The organism is Maribellus comscasis (genome assembly GCF_009762775.1).
GTDB lineage: Bacteria > Bacteroidota > Bacteroidia > Bacteroidales > Prolixibacteraceae > Draconibacterium > Draconibacterium comscasis.
The window spans coordinates 2,216,616-2,234,115 of the sequence record NZ_CP046401.1 but is presented as its reverse complement, the minus strand read 5'-3'; the positions used below and the strand labels follow the sequence as shown (position 1 = coordinate 2,234,115).

Genomic DNA, 17,500 nt, shown 5'->3' with positions numbered 1-17,500 from the left:
TACAAACAACAAAGCCATTCAATTTTGAATGGCTTTGTTGTTTTAGGTCAGTAGTTTTGCAGCAGAGGAAAGAAAGGATACAAATTAACCTGTCTTTATTGGGTGTAGCGGCACGAAATAATCATGGTGATTGGTGAGATTCAAGTGAACTTTTCCCGGATAAAACAGCCTTCTGGTAGCTGTATGAGACTGATTATTAATCAACTATTAATAGAAACTTAATCGCTTGTATTTTCTTTCGATTGATTTCAATTGTATCTTTCCGATAGAAACATACACAAAATGAAATCAAACTGCAGATTATTGTATAAATCGAACAATACCCATTTGCAAACATCCTTGCCTGTATATTTTTACGGACTACCTGATGGTAATATTTATCTGATTTATGCCCGGTTTTATGAAATAAATTTTAATAAGTCGGGACTGGAGTTTGTTTTTGCAGTGCTCGAAAACTACTACTATGATTTTGAAACAGAAAAAGTAGTTGCGTTAAAAAGTATGGACAAAAATCTGTCTTCATTCAGAAAAGAGGTCGAATCCAAAGAACCTCAGTTAAGAATTGTCAAATCCTATCGAAATATTAAGTCGTTTGTTGAAGCTCAGAGATTCCTTGGGAAAAAAGCAGACGAAATGGTTAATATTTTGTTGTAAGTTAACAAACAGAGGTAAGTGGCGTTTGCAGCAAATGCGGCGTTTATATCCGGCAGCTTTTCAGCGCTAATTAATGAATAGCATTTGTGAGTTGCTCAATACCTGAATCAGTAAATGACGAACTTCCAACCCCAATATTAAGGTGTAATTATAATTTAATTGATGTTAAATAAAATCGTAGTAAGCGAAAGGTATATTTGAGACAATGAAAAATCTGGACAAATGGAACAGAGCGTCAGGTTAATCCACAAAACATGCACATCTTACCTGGCAACCATTTTGCCGGTAAATTTTTACGGACTTCCTGACGGGCACATTTATTTAATTTATTCTCGTTTTTATGAGATAAGCTTTCAACGTTCAGGACTTGAGTTTGTGTTTGCAAAACACGAAGAGTTTACATACGACTTTGCAGGCCAGCGGTTGTTTTTTATTAATTCTGAAGGACAAAAACGTCTGGCTTTTTATGAAATGGTAGACAAACCTAATCCGCATATAAAGATCATAAAGATTCTTAGAAACCTAAGTTCTTATAATGAAGCGCAAAAAGTATTAATTGAAACAGCTTCTGCAATGATTGAATCAGTGACACCAGATAATCAAGAGGAAACGGATTAATTGTTTTTAAGTGGAACAGATCCTGAATGCGACAGCGCTTCTTGAGCCAACGGGTTTTATTCCTTAAAGCTTAGCTTCTTTTTACAAAGATTATTTCAGCTTCATACTTCTTAGTTATATTATGAGGTAGTTGATCTGGATATTAAAAGGCAATTGGAGAATGATATTTGATAAAAAGAAAGAACGATAGCTTTGATAACATTTGCTTCAAATTCGAGTTCTCAATAAGTTTTTCAGCGAAAATATTGCTGCTCCCGAATGCGAGCTTATTTGTCTGTAACGTAGTGATATAATTAAATCTTTTTAATTTTTAATTAATTCTTTTTTAACCAGTGTTCATCGGCTTTGGCATATTTTCGTTTGATTAACAAATCAAATTTTTATTCTATGAAAAGATTTCTACTTTCTTTATTATTAATGTCTTTCACTTTTTCTTTCACTTTTTCGCAAAGTTTAAAGTTTGAAAGATATATTCAGAAAACCGACACTATTATTGATGAAAATATAGTGGTTGATGTTTCATCTGACGATGCAGAACAAGAGAACGATGAAATGGATGATTTGGAAGATGATGACCTGGATGTTGGATATGAATACGCACCGGATGAAATAAATATTGTTCATATTGGGCTGAGATTTCGTGATATTGGTATTCCGGCGGGAGCAACAATTGATTCGGCATTTGTTTATGTCCATTCTCACGAAGCGAAATCTGCCGAAGATGTTGCCAATACCACAATAACCGGAGACAATAATCCGAACCCCGGAACATTTTCAATGGACTCGTTAATAACAGATCGTTCAAGAACCAACGCTTCTGTAAGTTGGGTAATTGCAGAGGAATGGGGCTTATACACGGAACATCGTACTCCTGATATAAGCGCAATTATTCAGGAAATTATTGACTTACCCGAATGGCAAGCCTATAATTCACTTGCATTAATTCTGGAAGGCGAAAACCAGGGAGTAACCGGAGAAGAAATAGAAAATGCCCGGGAAATAGAGTCTTTTGAAAATATAGCCGATCCTGAAGATGGAGGCGACGGGCAAAATCACCCGGAAAGAAGACCCAAATTGGTGATATATTATACTCTTGAAAATCAGGTGTTCGAGAGATATATCCAAAAAACGGATACTATTATTGATGAAAATATTGTGGTTGATGTTTCATCTGATGACGCAGAACAGGAAAATAATGAAATGGATGACCTGGAAGATGACGATCTGGATATCGGTTACGAATATGCTCCGGATGAAATAAACATTGTCCACATTGGTTTAAGGTTTCGCGACATAGATATTCCGGCCGGTTTTACTGTTGATTCAGCGTTTGTTTATGTCCATTCTCACGAAGCAAAATCCGCCGACGATGTTGCCAATATCACAATAACAGGTGAGAATAATCCAAATCCGGGAACATTTACAATGGATTCGCTGATAACCGATCGCCCGAGAACCACTGCTTCTGTACGTTGGGTAATTGCAGAGGAATGGGGACTATATACAGAACACCGTACTCCTGATATTGGCACTATTATTCAGGAAATAATTGATCTGCCCGGGTGGGAAGCAGGCAACTCCCTTGCTTTGATATGGGAAGGTGAAAATCAAGGTGTAACGGGAGAAGAAATAGAAAATGCCAGGGAAATAGAGTCTTTTGAGAATATCGCCGACCCGGAAGATGGAGGAGACGGGCAAAATCATCCGGAAAGAAGACCAAGATTAGTAGTTTATTACAGCTCTGTCGCAACAAATACTGCGCAAAAGCAAATAATTGGTTTCGAATCTGACTTTAAGGTTTATCCCAACCCCGTTGTGAGTGGAAGTATAAATCTGGAATTTGACGATGACAAATTTAACACGGTAAAAATGTATGATCTCACCGGCAAACTTGTGAAATCGATACAGCTTGAATCCACAGTTGAAAAAATTGATGTTTCTGACCTGAGTAAAGGAATTTTCTTTATTCAGGCATCAAATGGCAAAGAGATATCAGTTACAAAAAAGATAATCGTCGATTAGTTTTTTTTAGATAACAATAAAAATACCCTGATGAAATTTTTCTCAGGGTGTTTTTGAAAGTATAAATACAGCATTTCCAAATATTGGCACTATGTATCGTTTTTTTATTGTGTTTTTTTGGGGTATTGTTTTTTCGCTAAACAGCTCGGCTCAGGATTATACTGTAAGGGGGACGGTAAAAGATAAGGAAACCAACGAACCGTTGCCGGGAGCCGGAATTCTGATAGAAAGTACTACCAAAGGAACTATTACAAATTTAGAAGGAGAATTTGAGATTAAAAATATCGCTCAAAGCAAGGCGACACTTGTAATATCTTATCTTGGTTACCAAACTCAGTCTATTTCTTGTGAGTTTAGTTCCGATAAGCCAAAGATACTCGAAGTTATGCTTGAATCGGGGAGTGAGCAGTTGGGTGAAGTGAATGTAACAGGCACAGCGAGAGGAATTGTAAAAGCTATGTTAGAACAGAAATTAGCTGAAAATATCAAAAATATAGTCTCCTCCGAGCAAATAGCTCAATTCCCGGACATGAACGCGGCAGAAGTAATACAAAGAATCCCTGGTATTACTCTTCAGCGCGATCAGGGAGAAGGCCGTTTTGTCCAGTTGCGCGGAACCCCGCCTGAACTTACTAATTTTAATATTAATGGTGAACAAATTCCCTCTCCTGAAGGAGATGTGAGGTATGTTGGTTTAGATGTTATTGCAGCAGACCAGATTGAATTTGTTGAGATTACCAAAGTACTGACTCCAGATATGGATGCCGATGGAATTGGCGGAAATGTGAACATCATTACAAAAAAAGCTCTCGACACAAAACCGGATATTTCTGTAGCAATTTCCGGTGGATATAATAACCTCAGAGAAAGAGAAAATTATCAAATTCAGTTTTCATATGGAGCGAGATATGGGAAATTTGGCTTTCATATTAACAGCAGTTATTTTCAAAATAACCTTGGCTCCGATAATATGGAATTCGACTATATAAAAGGACCATTTTGGGGAAGTCAGGATCTGGGTGTTGATAACTACAAAGTTCAATATAAAAAAATGGAACTTCGTCATTACGATATTACCAGAACAAGAATTGGAATGAGCTCTACGATGGATTATATTTTCAACAAAAATTCATCTGTTTATTTAAGAGGGATGTACAACAGTTTTAGTGATGATGAGTTGCGCAGAAGAAAAAACTACAATGTTTCTGATGCGGTAACAGAGACACTTTACCGCGATTGCAGTATCGATCATGACATCAGAGACCGGAACAAAATTCAGGAAATTTATAGTTTAAATCTGGGTGGAACCCACAAGCTAGGCTCAATTAAATTGGATTATGAAACTGCTTATGCCTATTCTCAGGAAAAAGAGCCCGATCGCCTGGAGGCGACTTTTGATAGTCCCGGCCATGGGGTGCGTATGAAATTTGATTTAACTGACCCCAACTGGCCGAGAATAAGCTACCCGGTTGAAGGAGATGAAGAATTGGTGTACAACTACGAAGAGTATGAGTTTGATGGAATGACACTGGAAGATAATCTTATCAAAGACATAAATATTACCGCAAAAATTAATTTTGAAATTCCATACCAGTCAGGAAGTTTCAAATTTGGAGCGAAGGTGCGTTTGAAAGATAAAAAGCGGGATGACAATTCCAAAGTTTATTCAGGCTATCCCTACCATTCGCTGGTTAACCCGTATCCGGGAGAGGTAACAGAACTAACTTTATTGGGAGTAAGCGATGGTTTTCGCGAGTCTGATTTGCTAGGTAAAGGATATGTAATTGAAGCCATGCCGGCGCCTCAAAAAATGCGCGATTTTTATGAATATAATTCACACTTGTTTGTTTACGATAAAACCGATACCCGACAGGAAACCTTTGGTTCAGATTATACGGCTTCCGAAAATATTTATGCATTTTATGGAATGTTCAAACATAATTTTGATAAACTGATGTTGCTGGGGGGAGTACGTTTCGAAAAAACAGATATCGATTACGCAGGGCGTAACGTGGTAACCGACGGCAGTAAATTTGTACGTTTAGATACTTTAAATGATCAACGCACGCACGAATTCTGGCTGCCACAGTTTCAGGTAAAATACAGCATAAACAAAAATACCAATTTCAGGGCAGCGGTAACCCGAACTTATTCCAGACCAAATTTTAAGGATGTATTGCCGTATAGAGAGGAGAAAGACAATGATGAGTTTACCTTTGGAAATCCGGATTTAAAATATCCCGGAGCAACAAATTTTGACTTGTTGGGCGAAACTTACTTCGGGGAACAGGGCCTGTTTTCAGGTGGCCTCTTTTATAAGCAGATTGACGATTTTGTATTTTATTTTACCCGATTTGCTCATCAAAGCGACGCCAGTACCGGCACATCGCTTGATAAAATCACAATCGCGGCGAATGGCCTGGATGCCCATGTCTACGGGGCTGAATTGCAATTGCAGTCAAAATTGTATTTTTTGGATAATTTTCTGTCTGATTTTGGTGTTTTTGCAAATTATACTTATACGTTTTCGGAAGCTTATATTCACACACGGTATCCTGCCAATTACAGCGATGCACTGGTTATTTTTGGAGAAGATGACCTGAGTGCTTTTTTTGATGTCAACGGCGAGAAGGAAAAAATTACACTTCCCGGCCAGGCAAAGCATACCGCTAACATAGCCTTATTCTACGAAAGGCCTGATTTTTATGCAAAAATAACCGCAAATTATCATGACGCTTTTTTGCAGGAGTTGGGCGCCGACAGTGATTTGGACGAATATTACGACAAGGCCTGGCATTTTGATTTTACAACAAATGTTTCTATTACGGAAAATTTACAATTATCGGTTGATGTAATTAATTTTACAAATGTTCCACAGAAGTTTTACCTGGGAACTCCGGATAAACTTATGAAACAGGAATACTATTCCTGGTGGGGGAAAATCGGACTAAAACTGAACTTTTAATATAGTAGAATAATTAGTGTACGCGAAAATTGCTGCCCGGTTTGCGAGGTGTTTTAATAGATGTAAAAGAGTTTATTGATAATTTTATAAATGAAATTCAGAATGAAGATTAAAGAAGCTATTTTTTTTATTGCTCTTATTGAACTCGTTATCCTGATTATGGTACTCTTCTCATGTGGCCGTCCGAGCGAGGGTTCACGAAAAGCGGGCGAACATATCACTTCGCTTGTATCGGCATCTGTTGAAACATTTCCGGTTCCTCAAAAAAAGAATGAGGATTCCGCCGATGATCCGGCGATTTGGGTTAATTCAAAATACCCTGAAAAATCAATCATTATTGGCACCGATAAAAAAGGGGGGATGGCAACCTATAATTTGAATGGTGAAGAATTGCATTATTATTTTACAGGTAATATGAATAACTGTGATTTACGATATGGCTTTAAAATAAATGGCGATACTGTAGACATCATAGCCGCCAGCAACCGATCGCACCATTCGGTTTCGTTATTTAGAATTCATGCCAATGGAATGCTGGATACTTTGCATTCCAGGGTTATTTATTCGAAGATGGTGGACGAAGTGTATGGTCTGGCAATGTATAAGAGTAAAAAAACAGGCAAATTTTATGTTTTTGTTAACAGCAAAGCCGGAGAGGTTGAACAGTGGGAACTGTTTGATGATCATAAAAGGGTTGACGCAAAGCTGGTGCGTTCTTTTTCATTAGGTGCTCAAACCGAGGGGATGATAGCAGATGATAAAACCGGAATTCTTTACATTGGAAAGGAAGAAGCCGGAATCTGGAAATATGATGCTGAACCCGAAGGAGGTTCAGAAGGAACATTTGTTGAAAACAGTTCGGAGAAAAATACCAATATAAAATACGACATTGAAGGACTTGCTATTTTCGATAGCGGAAACGGAAATGGTTATTTGCTTGCTTCATCGCAGGGCAATTATTCGTTTGCTGTTTTCGAACGACAGGCGAACAATAAATATCTAGGTAGCTTTCGGATTACAGACGGAAGTATAGATGGAGTAGAAGAAACCGATGGAATTGAAATTACATCGGCTCCCCTTGGCCCTCATTTTCCAAAAGGAATTCTGGTCGTTCAGGACGGGTTTAATTACGACGGTCGAAAAAAGAAAAGCCAGAATTTTAAGCTTGTTTCCTGGGAAATGGTTGAACAGGTAATTCATGATTTTTAGTTTTCCCCTTTCTCAGGAAATGTTTGACAGTCATTGAACAAGTATCAGTAATGTAATTATTTTTAACGTAACACTTATGTAATCGTAAGTTAACACCAATTCTGCAAATTTGATTAAAATAATTAGTTGTAGTGTTTTGAAAACTAGAGAACTGGAGGTTTCGGTTATTTCAGATTTACATCTGGCTACACACGGTAGCAAGCCCAAAAAAGTGCTAAAATACCTTAAGTCAATTCAGCCAAAGTTGCTGGTGCTGAATGGAGACATTATCGATTCCTGGCGTTTTAGTCGGAATTATTTTCCAAAGCCACAATTAAAAGTTGTCCGTCAGTTAATTAAAATGATGGAAAAAGGAGTTCAGATTATTTATGTTTCCGGAAACCACGATGAGTTTTTGCGTAAAATGATTCCTACACAGTTAGGAAACCTTAAAATTGTAAACCAATATATTTTTGAATCAGGAGATACAAAGACCTGGATTTTTCATGGTGATATTTTTGATAAAATTATTCATAAAACAAAGTGGCTTGCCAAATTGGGGGCAGCGTTTTATGGTTTTGTTTCGATCATAAATAATGAAACCAATAGAATATTAAAGTTTTTTGGGAAACAGGAAATTCAGTTTTACAACGGAATCAGGAAACGATGGATAAAAAATGATCATCTGTCGGGGTTTGAGCAGCAGGTAGCACATCTTGCCTTACTAAAAGGATATCACACGGTAATCTGTGGTCATACTCATGTTCCGACAGAAAAGCATATAGTTGTGAATGGTAAACGACTGCAATATATAAATTGTGGCGATTGGGTAGAAAATTTTACCGCTGCTGAATTTTATCACGATAAGTGGCATTTGTTTCACTACAATGGTTTTGACGATGAATCTCAATCCGACGAGCAGGATTTTCCGGAGCCACAGCAGATTTATATGTCGCTTGTTAAAGAATTAGGCGCATGATGATGGAATACCTGAAAATATATCGTGGATTTAATTCGTATGCCAATGCCCGGAAGTTTTTGAATCAGCTGGCAGCTGAAATGGTTTCCCGGCTCTACCTGGAGGTGTTTTAATTTTTTGACCCGTATTTTACATTGAGTATCATGTATCTGTTTGTTTTAATGTTATGAAACATAATCACTTGGGCAGCCAGTTTTAATCTGTTTGCCGAAATTTAGGGTAAAATTCAGGATTGCGGAAACCCTGATGATAAATGTTAGCGAGGTACCCGGCAGCCGGATTAGGGTGGCGGGAAAAGATTCCCAAATACCGGCGTACCCCCAATTTTAAAACCTAAATTTTTAATTATGGAGAACAGATTCTCTTTTTTTCTTACCGATGAAGAAAAAGAACAGGTGAAGGAAGCTATCCAGGTGTTGGTTAGCGTTCTTGAACCAAAGTTGATGACCCTGACGCCCGAAGAGCGTAAAGAACTACCCAAAATGGGTGATAAAACCGTGGCTTTTGTTGAAAAAGCCGTGGAATATGCAGAACAATATCCATCGTATATACCTGCTTTTATCGATGTGTCGGAAACCCGGTCAGACTTTGAGGCGGTAAAAGCTATTCGTTTATATTATACACAGTTGCAGCGACTCACCGATACGCTCGACGACAGTATGCTTCTTGCAGGAAGCGAAGCGTATATTTCGTCGCTGTCGGTATATAAGGTGCTTAAAAATGCTGCAGGTATGGGGCAACCCGGCGCCGAAGAAGCTGTTGCCGAACTTGCCGCAAGGTTCCCGAGAGGGAAACGTACTACCGTTACAGAATAGATAATCCCTAAGCTTTTCCTTCCGCAACTCCTGGATTTTAACTGCAACATTACTACAATCCACTTTATTTGTTTTTGGTTTCAGAATGAAAACCTGGTTTTGTACCGGAACGTTTATTCATAAACTTCCGAAAACCTGCCAAAATACGGCAAAAATCTGCCAGCCCGTGAGAATATTCATGTAAAAAGGAAGAATATGCAAGTTTAATTTTAGGCTTTTCTTCAAAAAAGTGCCCATAAGCTCCATAAAAGGGAGAACTTTTCCCTGTTTTGCCGGGCTTTTCCTGAAAAAAGCCGGCAAATCTTTCCAAAATGGCAGCCTTCCGATGGTTTGAACACGGGTAAAGGTATTATTAACACAAAAATATAAGTTCTGTTATCTGATTTTTCACATTAGAAAAATATATCATTATTAGTAATACTCATTTCTTCTACATTAGCTCCCCCGCTATCATGCGATATGACGAGAAAATTCAAGTGAAGGCGAACTAATTATACATCAGCGCAGGCAGATATATTCAACAGATAAATCAATTAACCCAATAACAAGGCTCGCTTTGCTCACTCATCCCTGACACAACGGATATAAAATCCACTATTATAATGGCCGCCTCCAACCAGACCCAAATATGTAGCTGAAGTATATAATTCGCAAAGTCTGGGGTCGACCCAATTATCTTCAACAACACTCCACCAGCGAGCATAAGATCCATCCCAGCCAAAATCAGTACCACCATTGTAACCGCTTCCCGCCGGAAGACCTGAGAAACCACTGCTGTTATTCGATGACATATCGTATCCAGGAGTCCCGGCCTTTGTTGAACTAATCCAGAGAGATGTATCGGCCAGCGATTTTGCAATGTCATCTCCGCTTCCTCCGTAACCAAAACCATTATCGGTAAGATAATCTTTTAGTTCGGTCCACTCTGAATCGTCAGGAATGTGCCAGCCTTTTGGACATAATTTGGACCTATAAAAAGGTGTGTAATCTATATAAAAGTATAATGCCCCAAAGTCCGAAGCATACGTAACCGAATCGTTTTTATACCAGGAATAGAAATAGCTGTTAATTGCTGTACTGTCATTAAAAGTTGTGGTTCTCAGGTTTTCGGCCATCCAACCCTGTTCACCTATTTTTACCCATTTGTAGGTATTTCCTTCAACATCCGTAACTGTCCCTATCAAACCGGCATCACTTAATTCCTGTTCGGTAACCCCGTTTTTCTCTAAGGTTCCAACCCCAACCCCTGCCTTCGAATTAATAAGTTCTGAAATTGTAACTCCTAAATCCAGCAAAGTATCTACACTTCCCCCGGCTTTTACTATTTCAGTTATGCTTCCTCCGGCACTTAACAGCTCGGCTTCGCTTACCCCGGCATTAAATAAAGCGGAAACACTTTTTCCTGCTTCGTATAAGTTGCTGACAGGTATATCTGCATTGAGCAGTATTTCAATAGAGTTTTCTGTTAATATTAAATATTTTAACACCATATCACAGCTGGCACAGTCGGCACCGGCCAACAGGTTATCTACGTACGATTTTGTGGTGGCATCGCCTGCATCGGTTGGTGTGGCAATATTTTTAATTTGTTTTGTGCCTCCGTCGTTGCCTTCGGTTAATACGGAAGACAGGTTCTGTATTTCGTTGGTGATTGACCCGTCAACCTCTGTATCCAGCTTATTGTTCCAGTTGCTAATATCGGAAGTTGATATTCCGCTTGCTACCGATTTACTGTAAACCGGATCGGTTTCATCGTCGGTGGTAAAATGAGTGAGGTCGGTAATCTGGCTTTCGGTAATCGAAATTCCTGTTGATTTATCCCATGCAGAGTAAACAGGGTCGCTTTCGCTGCTTATAAATCCACTTACATCGGGCAGTTCGCTGCGAATTTTGGTTGTAGCCTCTGTTAAGTCGGTTTTTGTAGCCAAAGAGCTTAAATCCTGGTCGCCCGTATTTATACCTGATAAGTTAGCCAAATTACCTATATCAGTGGCAGTTATATTGGCAGCCTGACTGTTTGTAAAAACCGGGTCGGTTTCGGCAGAAGTGCCCGTAACACTCTCAGCTGTTTTTGCGTGCAGGGCATAAGGCACACTTAACAATTGGCTTGTGCCAATAATGGTGTAGTTCGTTCCACCTTCAATATCGGTTTCGGTTTTTATAAAATACGGCCCGTTTGCCCAGTCGATGCCTGCAAAATCGCCGCTTACAAGAGTTCCGTTTCCAATTTCAACACTCACCAAACCGTTGGCATTGGTAGTTGGTGTTTGCGTTTCGGCATAAACCACGGTGCCATCGGCCGAACCTTGCAAAATACTTATTTGCATGCCAATGCTTTGGTTGTTTACCAACTTATCGTTGCTGTCGCGAATTACAGCCTGGTAGCTCATTTTTTCGGGCGATTGAGCACCTGCCTGCTGTGGCAGGAATACGCTTACCGTTACCAATAAGGCTGCTAAAATGGTAGATATTTTTTTCATCTTACTACTCCTTATTTCTTTATGATTTTAAATGTTTTTACTTCTTCATTTTTTTGGATGACTCTCACTAAATAGCTGGCCGGAACCAGGTTTCCCATAAAAATGCTTGTCTGGCTGCCGCTTATTTTTTCATTTTGAATAAGCTTGCCGTTCATATCGAACAGCAGGTACGATAAATCTGAAACATCGAACTCACTGATACTTAATGTCAGATAATCGGTGGTTGGATTAGGATAGGCCGAAACCAGGAGCTTGATTTCTTTAGCACCATCAATACCGGTTAAAACCGAAATTTCGTAGGCTTGCTGTACTCCTTCGGCAACCGAACCGTTTGTTCCGGTATGTGTTTGATACACCATTTGCCCATAGGAATAACTTACCGAGCCACCACTGCCCGATGCATTGCCGCCGGAGGTGTTCACACTTTCCTGTGCCTGTAGTCCTGTTAGTCCAAGTCCAAACAAGAGAACGGCACTTAATTGTAATCGTTTGTGTCGCATTTGTGTCCTCCTTTCTTAATGGTAGATATTCATTCTATTTTGTCTGTTTTGTTAATTTCTCAAGTTTGTCGTTGAGTCCGCTTCAATGAACGCCAACGGCAGTCTGTATAAAATCGTTGGGGAGTTCGGAACCACTTCACTATCAAGGTACAATAAACGTTGATGCGAGAGACTCCGTATGCATAAGAACTTAAAACACAATTCCTTATACCGCTTATTGGCGTTTCGTTGATTATTGTTATACTATATTTCTTTTCCTTTGTAAACTAATTGTTCCCTTGAACCAAATACCAATCAATCCACGAATTCAATTGGTTTACAGAATTTGGTTTTAATAATATTTCATTTTCTTTATTGAGCAGATAAATTGTTGGTGTGGCAAATACATGATAATCTTTTACCGATTGACTCTCCCATTTTTTGTAATCGCAAATGCAGATAAATGGAAACGGTTTGATGAAGTTCGTAAAAGTTTGTTTGTTTTCATCCAGCGATACAAAAACAACTTCTACGCCTTGTTTTTTCCATATAGCATAGTTTTTGCTTATTTCCTGTAACTCCTTTGGACATTGTGGACACCAACTTGCACCAAAAACAACGACCTTGTAAGAGCTTTTTATTTCAGAAAGTTTTTTCGGTTTGTTTTGGTCTGTGTATGCCGGAGCAGAGAAACTAGTCGGGAAAACAATGTCTGGTGCAATATTACCTTTTTTCATGGCACGGTAGCTCTCTAATTGCGAGGCAAAATCATCGTTTATGGTACACGATTTTTCGTTGAGCAGTTTTGATGCAAGGTATTCCGATGCGGAGAATAAACTGCGCTGTTCCAAAAACTTAAACAAATGTTCGGTAATTTCATTCAGTTTTTGCTCGTTCGATAAAAGGTTTGTAAGCAAAATATCTATGGATTTATTCATTTCAATGTAAACCGAATCTAAACTTCGACCACTATTTTCTATTAACCAAAAATGGCTTTCGATGGCATCTTTCAGCAAACCGCTTTTGTAAAGGCGTAGGTCTGTATAATTTATATTACGGAATGCTGCGAAAGTTGCCTGTATTTCTTCGGTGCGGTATTGGGCAATGGTTGCAACTGAACTTACCAATTTGCGAAGCGGTAAATAATAGCTTACATAAGAATCTTCGGGTAAACCAGCCAAAAACAGGCTGTCCTCATCCTTTATGCGTTTCTTTTCTGTTTCAATAGCTTGTTTGGGAGTTTGCTGTGTAGAAAAAAGCGTGTCGAGTTCGTAAATTTTAGTCAGGTAATCCCAGGCACTTAGGGTTTGCTCGCGACGTGGATGTTCGGTAGCATATTGGTCGAATAGTTGGTTTTGTTTGCCTTGAATGATTTTGATACTTTCCGGCAATTCAAAGTTTACACCGCTTAATCGCAGGTTTTCATTTTCGGCTAATATAACTACAAAAGATTTATTGTTTTGCGATAGAAGATAAGCCATTCCGAAATCTTCTTTGTCAAACGACAAGCTAAACTCTCCATTATCATTGGCTTGTATGCTGTCGATAGCATAAGTTTCAAACCCTGAATAACCCACAAGTTTAATTTGCTTTTTTGCAAGACCTGTGAAAGTGCCTGTTACTGTGTTCTGCGACCCTACTGATGTAATAATGAGCAGATGCGTTAAAGTGATAATTATTTTTTTCATTATTGAACTATTTTGAAAAAGAACCAAGGGCTGTGGATTGAAATATGCAAAGTGTCTAATCCTTAAGGCAACGGACAGAACAACCGTAGGAACGACGGAAGAAGCCGAAACCTGAGATATCGGTGGCGAAGTAAAGGTATCCGGCGTCGGTACCATTTACGGTACTTGACCAATAGGAGCCTAAGTAACCCTCATTGCCCGTCGCGGTGGAGCGGATGCCGGCCTTGGACAATTTAAGCGGCGAAGCAAAAGCACCGGCTGGAGTATTGCTGCTCCAGCTTGCACGTTCTGCTTTCCACTCTGCTTCGGTTGGCAGGCGGTAACCGCTTGGGCAAGGGTTGTTGGTGCCGCTTACACCCTGCCAAAGGTTGTTGTTTTGCGGGTTACGCCAGTCGTAAGGAGGAGATGCTGATGAAAGAATAAATTCACCATGCCCGGGAGTATCACTTGTTGCCAATGTATGTGTTGTACCCGAAGTACGGCTTTGGTGCCCGTCGGCTGCACGTCCCCACTGGTACAAGTCGCCAAAAGCAGCCGCATCGGTACTGCTTGTTGCCACTTGTGTAGCTCCAAGGTTTTTATCCATCCATATTTCGCCGGTGGTTGGGTTTTGTACTTCACCTTCTTTAGGTTGGGTTGTCCATGTCCATGTTGGTACGCCACCTGTAAAGGTTAATACTTGTCCTTCGTTCCCCGCAGCTACAGTAATCCATGCACTGCCGTTCCAGTATTGCATGTCGCCTGCTTGGGTACCTGTCGGTACACTTGGGTCGGTTTCGCTTGTTAAAAATCCACTTACATCAGGAATTTCACTGCGGATTTGAGCTGAAGAATCAGCTAACGCACTTTTTGTAGCCAATGAGCTTAAATCCTGGTCGCCGGTGTTGGTGCCAGAGAGATTACTCAGATTGGAAATATCGACGGCAGTAATGTTTGCGGCCTCGCTGTTCGAAAATAGCGGGTCGCTTTCATCGTCATTGGTAAAATGGGTGAGGTCGGTAATTTGGCTTTCGGTAATTGAAATTCCTGATGATTTATCCCATGCAGAGTAAAACGGGTCAGTTTCGGCAGGGAGTTCTATACTACCTCCGTTGGAAATGGAAACCGTATTGCCGTTTATGCTGATGCTTTGGAGCTCATTTTCCGGATCACCATCTGCTTCTTTTATCAAATAAGGGAGGGTAATACTATTACCGTTACTGATGTATAAATACTTATTATTGTAAAGCGTAAGGACCTGACTGTCGGTGCCGGTGCCATCCTGCAACACAGATAAATCGACTGTTGCCCCATAGGTAATGGAAAGGTCTGTCCCTGAAAGGTTGATATCCTGTATTTTACTTGTGTCGTTCGCCATATTATTCCACCTTGCAGTATCTTCTTCTGTAATTGCGGCTGCTATCGATGCATTAAAATCAGGGTCGGTCTCGGAAATCCCCCCTGTTACCGTTTCTGCTGTTTTCGAATATAAGGCATATGGGACACTCATCAATTGGCTGATACCGGTTATGGTATAAGCAGTTCCCCCTTCGGGGTCGGCTTCGGTTTTTATAAAATACGGCCCGTTGGCCCAGTTGATACCTGCAAAATCGCCACTTACCAGGGTTCCGTTTCCAATCTCAATACTTACCAAACCGTTGGTATTGGTGGTTGAAGTTTGTGTTTCGGTGTAAACCGTTGTTCCGTCTGCAGAACCTTGCAAAACAGATATTTGCATACCGATGCTTTGGTTTGTTACCAACTCGTCGTTGCTGTTGCGAATTACAGCCTGGTAGCTCATTCCCTGCGGAGATTGAGAAAATGCGCTTGCCGTTACCAATAAAGCTGCTAAAAATGTAAATATTCTTTTCATTCTTTATCCCGATTTATTTCTTAATAATTCTTAATTGACTCTGCTTTTTGTTCCAATGAAAGCTAAACTTATCCATCCACCCCGGCATTTTTAAAACCGGGAATGAATGGATTTGAATTAATTACTCACGAATTTCCATCATAAATCTGATGGTTTTAAGTAAATGTGCTGTTGAAGTAATATCGTTATTCCGTTCATATGTGAATCAATCGTAACCTTTTTTCAAATAATCTCTCTGTTTGACCAAATAGAAGATTAAAAAGCACGAACAGCTCGCACGTTGTTGGTATGCCTTTTATATTCCAAAAACGCCCCTCCGCCATCCCACCAGAAGCTCACCTCCACAGCTTGGTCAGTATCCCACTCGGTAGAACTCCAATATTCGGGGAATACATCTAAGCCGCTGCCTCCATTTGCCCATGCTCTATAATTAATGATTTCTATGTTTTGAGCTATCAGCAATAGTTCTCTCATCGAGGGTAAGTACCAATCACCATAAGTTTTACCGCCTTCAGTAATTTGTAATTCATTACAAATACGTGCTGCATAGGTGTTACCATCATCACCAATAGCAACTTGTGCTGCAATAATAATTGATGTGTTGGCCTCCCCGGCATAAGGGCCGTCTCCCTTGGCTTGAGTAGAACCATAAGTCCCTGCATGCCATCTTATTCCTGTGCTTTGGTCTTCTTTGGCACATACCAGTCCGTGTTGTCCTGTTTCGTCAACATAAAATACAACACCGCCTTGGGCAAAATCGCCTACCGAATAGGTTGTAACAGCTGATTTTATTGTATCTCCACTAATGGCAATGCCTGTTCCGGCGATAAGCGTGTCAACTTTACTGTTCCAATTTGTAGTGTCGGCTGTCGTTATATCATTGGCTACAGATGAACTATACACCGGGTCAGTTTCGGCAGGGAGTTCTATACTACCTCCGTTGGAAATGGAAACCGTATTGCCGTTTATGCTGATGCTTTGGAGCTCATTTTCCGGATCACCATCTGCTTCTCTTATCAAATAAGGGAGGGTAATACTATTACCGTTACTGATGTATAAATACTTATTATTGTAAAGTGTAAGGATCTGACTGTCGGTGCCGGTGCCATCCTGCAACACAGATAAATCGACTGTTGCCCCATCGGTAATGGAAAGGTCTGTCCCTGAAAGGTTGATATCCTGTATTTTATTTGTGTCGTTCGCCATATTATTCCACCTTGCAGTATCTTCTTCTGTAATTGCTGCTGCTATCGATGCATTAAAATCAGGGTCGGTTTCGGAAATCCCCCCTGTTACCGTTTCTGCTGTTTTCGAATATAAGGCAAACGGAACACTTAACAACTGGCTCGTTCCGGTAATCGTATAATTTGTTCCCCCTTCCGGGTCAGTTTCAGTTTTTATAAAATACGGCCCGTTGGCCCAGTTGATGCTTGAAAAATCGCCGCTTACCAGGGTTCCGTTTCCAATCTCAATACTTACCAAACCGTTGGTATTGGTGGTAGGCGTTTGTGTCTCGGTGTAAACCGTTGTGCCGTCTGCAGAACCTTGCAAAACAGATATTTGCATACCAATACTTTGGTTTGTTACCAACTCGTCGGTGCTGTTGCGAATAACAGCCTGGTAGCTCATTCCCTGCGGAGATTGAGCAAACACGCTTCCCGCTACCAATAGAGCTGCTAAAAATGTAAATATTCGTTTCATTGTTTAAGTTTCTTTATTCAATTGAATAATTTATATCCTCTTTTTAATCTTCCGTTTCA

13 protein-coding genes are annotated in these 17,500 nt (G+C 40.0%); 7 read left to right on the top strand and 6 right to left on the bottom strand.

Annotated features, from left to right (window positions below; all coding sequences use genetic code 11):
• Positions 1–282 precede the first annotated feature (282 nt).
• The 7 genes from GM418_RS08875 (at position 283) to GM418_RS08845 (ending at position 9,241) form a co-directional block, all read left to right on the top strand.
• A complete protein-coding gene (locus GM418_RS08875; RefSeq protein WP_158865221.1) occupies positions 283–654 on the top strand; it encodes a hypothetical protein in 372 nt (123 codons plus the stop codon).
• A 222-nt stretch (positions 655–876) separates the two neighbouring features.
• Positions 877–1,272 (top strand): hypothetical protein, encoded by a 396-nt coding sequence (locus tag GM418_RS08870; protein WP_158865219.1) that lies wholly within the window; start codon positions 877–879, stop codon positions 1,270–1,272.
• A gap of 387 nt (positions 1,273–1,659) precedes the next feature.
• The gene (locus GM418_RS08865) at positions 1,660–3,294 is read left to right on the top strand and encodes a T9SS type A sorting domain-containing protein (RefSeq protein WP_158865217.1); all 1,635 of its coding nucleotides are present in this window, start codon (positions 1,660–1,662) and stop codon (positions 3,292–3,294) included.
• A 91-nt stretch (positions 3,295–3,385) separates the two neighbouring features.
• Positions 3,386–6,259 (top strand): TonB-dependent receptor, encoded by a 2,874-nt coding sequence (locus tag GM418_RS08860; protein ID WP_158865215.1) that lies wholly within the window; start codon positions 3,386–3,388, stop codon positions 6,257–6,259.
• A 102-nt stretch (positions 6,260–6,361) separates the two neighbouring features.
• Positions 6,362–7,468 carry a phytase gene (locus GM418_RS08855; protein WP_158865213.1) on the top strand — a complete coding sequence of 369 codons (1,107 nt, stop codon included), beginning with the start codon at positions 6,362–6,364 and terminating at the stop codon, positions 7,466–7,468.
• Positions 7,469–7,604: 136 nt separating this feature from the next.
• Positions 7,605–8,426, top strand: coding sequence for a UDP-2,3-diacylglucosamine diphosphatase (locus GM418_RS08850; RefSeq protein ID WP_158865211.1), 822 nt, complete (start codon positions 7,605–7,607; stop codon positions 8,424–8,426).
• A gap of 347 nt (positions 8,427–8,773) precedes the next feature.
• Complete coding sequence (locus tag GM418_RS08845; protein WP_158865209.1) at positions 8,774–9,241, top strand: hypothetical protein; 468 nt, start codon at positions 8,774–8,776, stop codon at positions 9,239–9,241.
• Between the two features lie 64 nt (positions 9,242–9,305).
• Here the strand turns inward: GM418_RS08845 and GM418_RS08840 are convergent, their stop codons facing one another.
• From GM418_RS08840 to GM418_RS08815, 6 genes are all read right to left on the bottom strand, one after another.
• Positions 9,306–9,551 (bottom strand): hypothetical protein, encoded by a 246-nt coding sequence (locus GM418_RS08840; protein WP_158865207.1) that lies wholly within the window; start codon positions 9,549–9,551, stop codon positions 9,306–9,308.
• A 250-nt stretch (positions 9,552–9,801) separates the two neighbouring features.
• A complete protein-coding gene (locus GM418_RS08835; protein ID WP_158865205.1) occupies positions 9,802–11,721 on the bottom strand; it encodes a fibrobacter succinogenes major paralogous domain-containing protein in 1,920 nt (639 codons plus the stop codon).
• Positions 11,722–11,732: 11 nt separating this feature from the next.
• A complete protein-coding gene (locus GM418_RS08830; RefSeq protein ID WP_158865203.1) occupies positions 11,733–12,221 on the bottom strand; it encodes a T9SS type A sorting domain-containing protein in 489 nt (162 codons plus the stop codon).
• A gap of 266 nt (positions 12,222–12,487) precedes the next feature.
• On the bottom strand, positions 12,488–13,888 hold the full coding sequence (locus GM418_RS08825) for a TlpA disulfide reductase family protein (RefSeq protein WP_158865201.1): 1,401 nt from the start codon (positions 13,886–13,888) through the stop codon (positions 12,488–12,490).
• Between the two features lie 55 nt (positions 13,889–13,943).
• The gene (locus GM418_RS08820) at positions 13,944–15,740 is read right to left on the bottom strand and encodes a fibrobacter succinogenes major paralogous domain-containing protein (RefSeq protein ID WP_158865199.1); all 1,797 of its coding nucleotides are present in this window, start codon (positions 15,738–15,740) and stop codon (positions 13,944–13,946) included.
• A 255-nt stretch (positions 15,741–15,995) separates the two neighbouring features.
• Positions 15,996–17,441, bottom strand: a complete 1,446-nt coding sequence (locus tag GM418_RS08815) for an Lcl C-terminal domain-containing protein (protein WP_158865197.1) — start codon at positions 17,439–17,441, stop codon at positions 15,996–15,998.
• Positions 17,442–17,500: the final 59 nt, after the last annotated feature.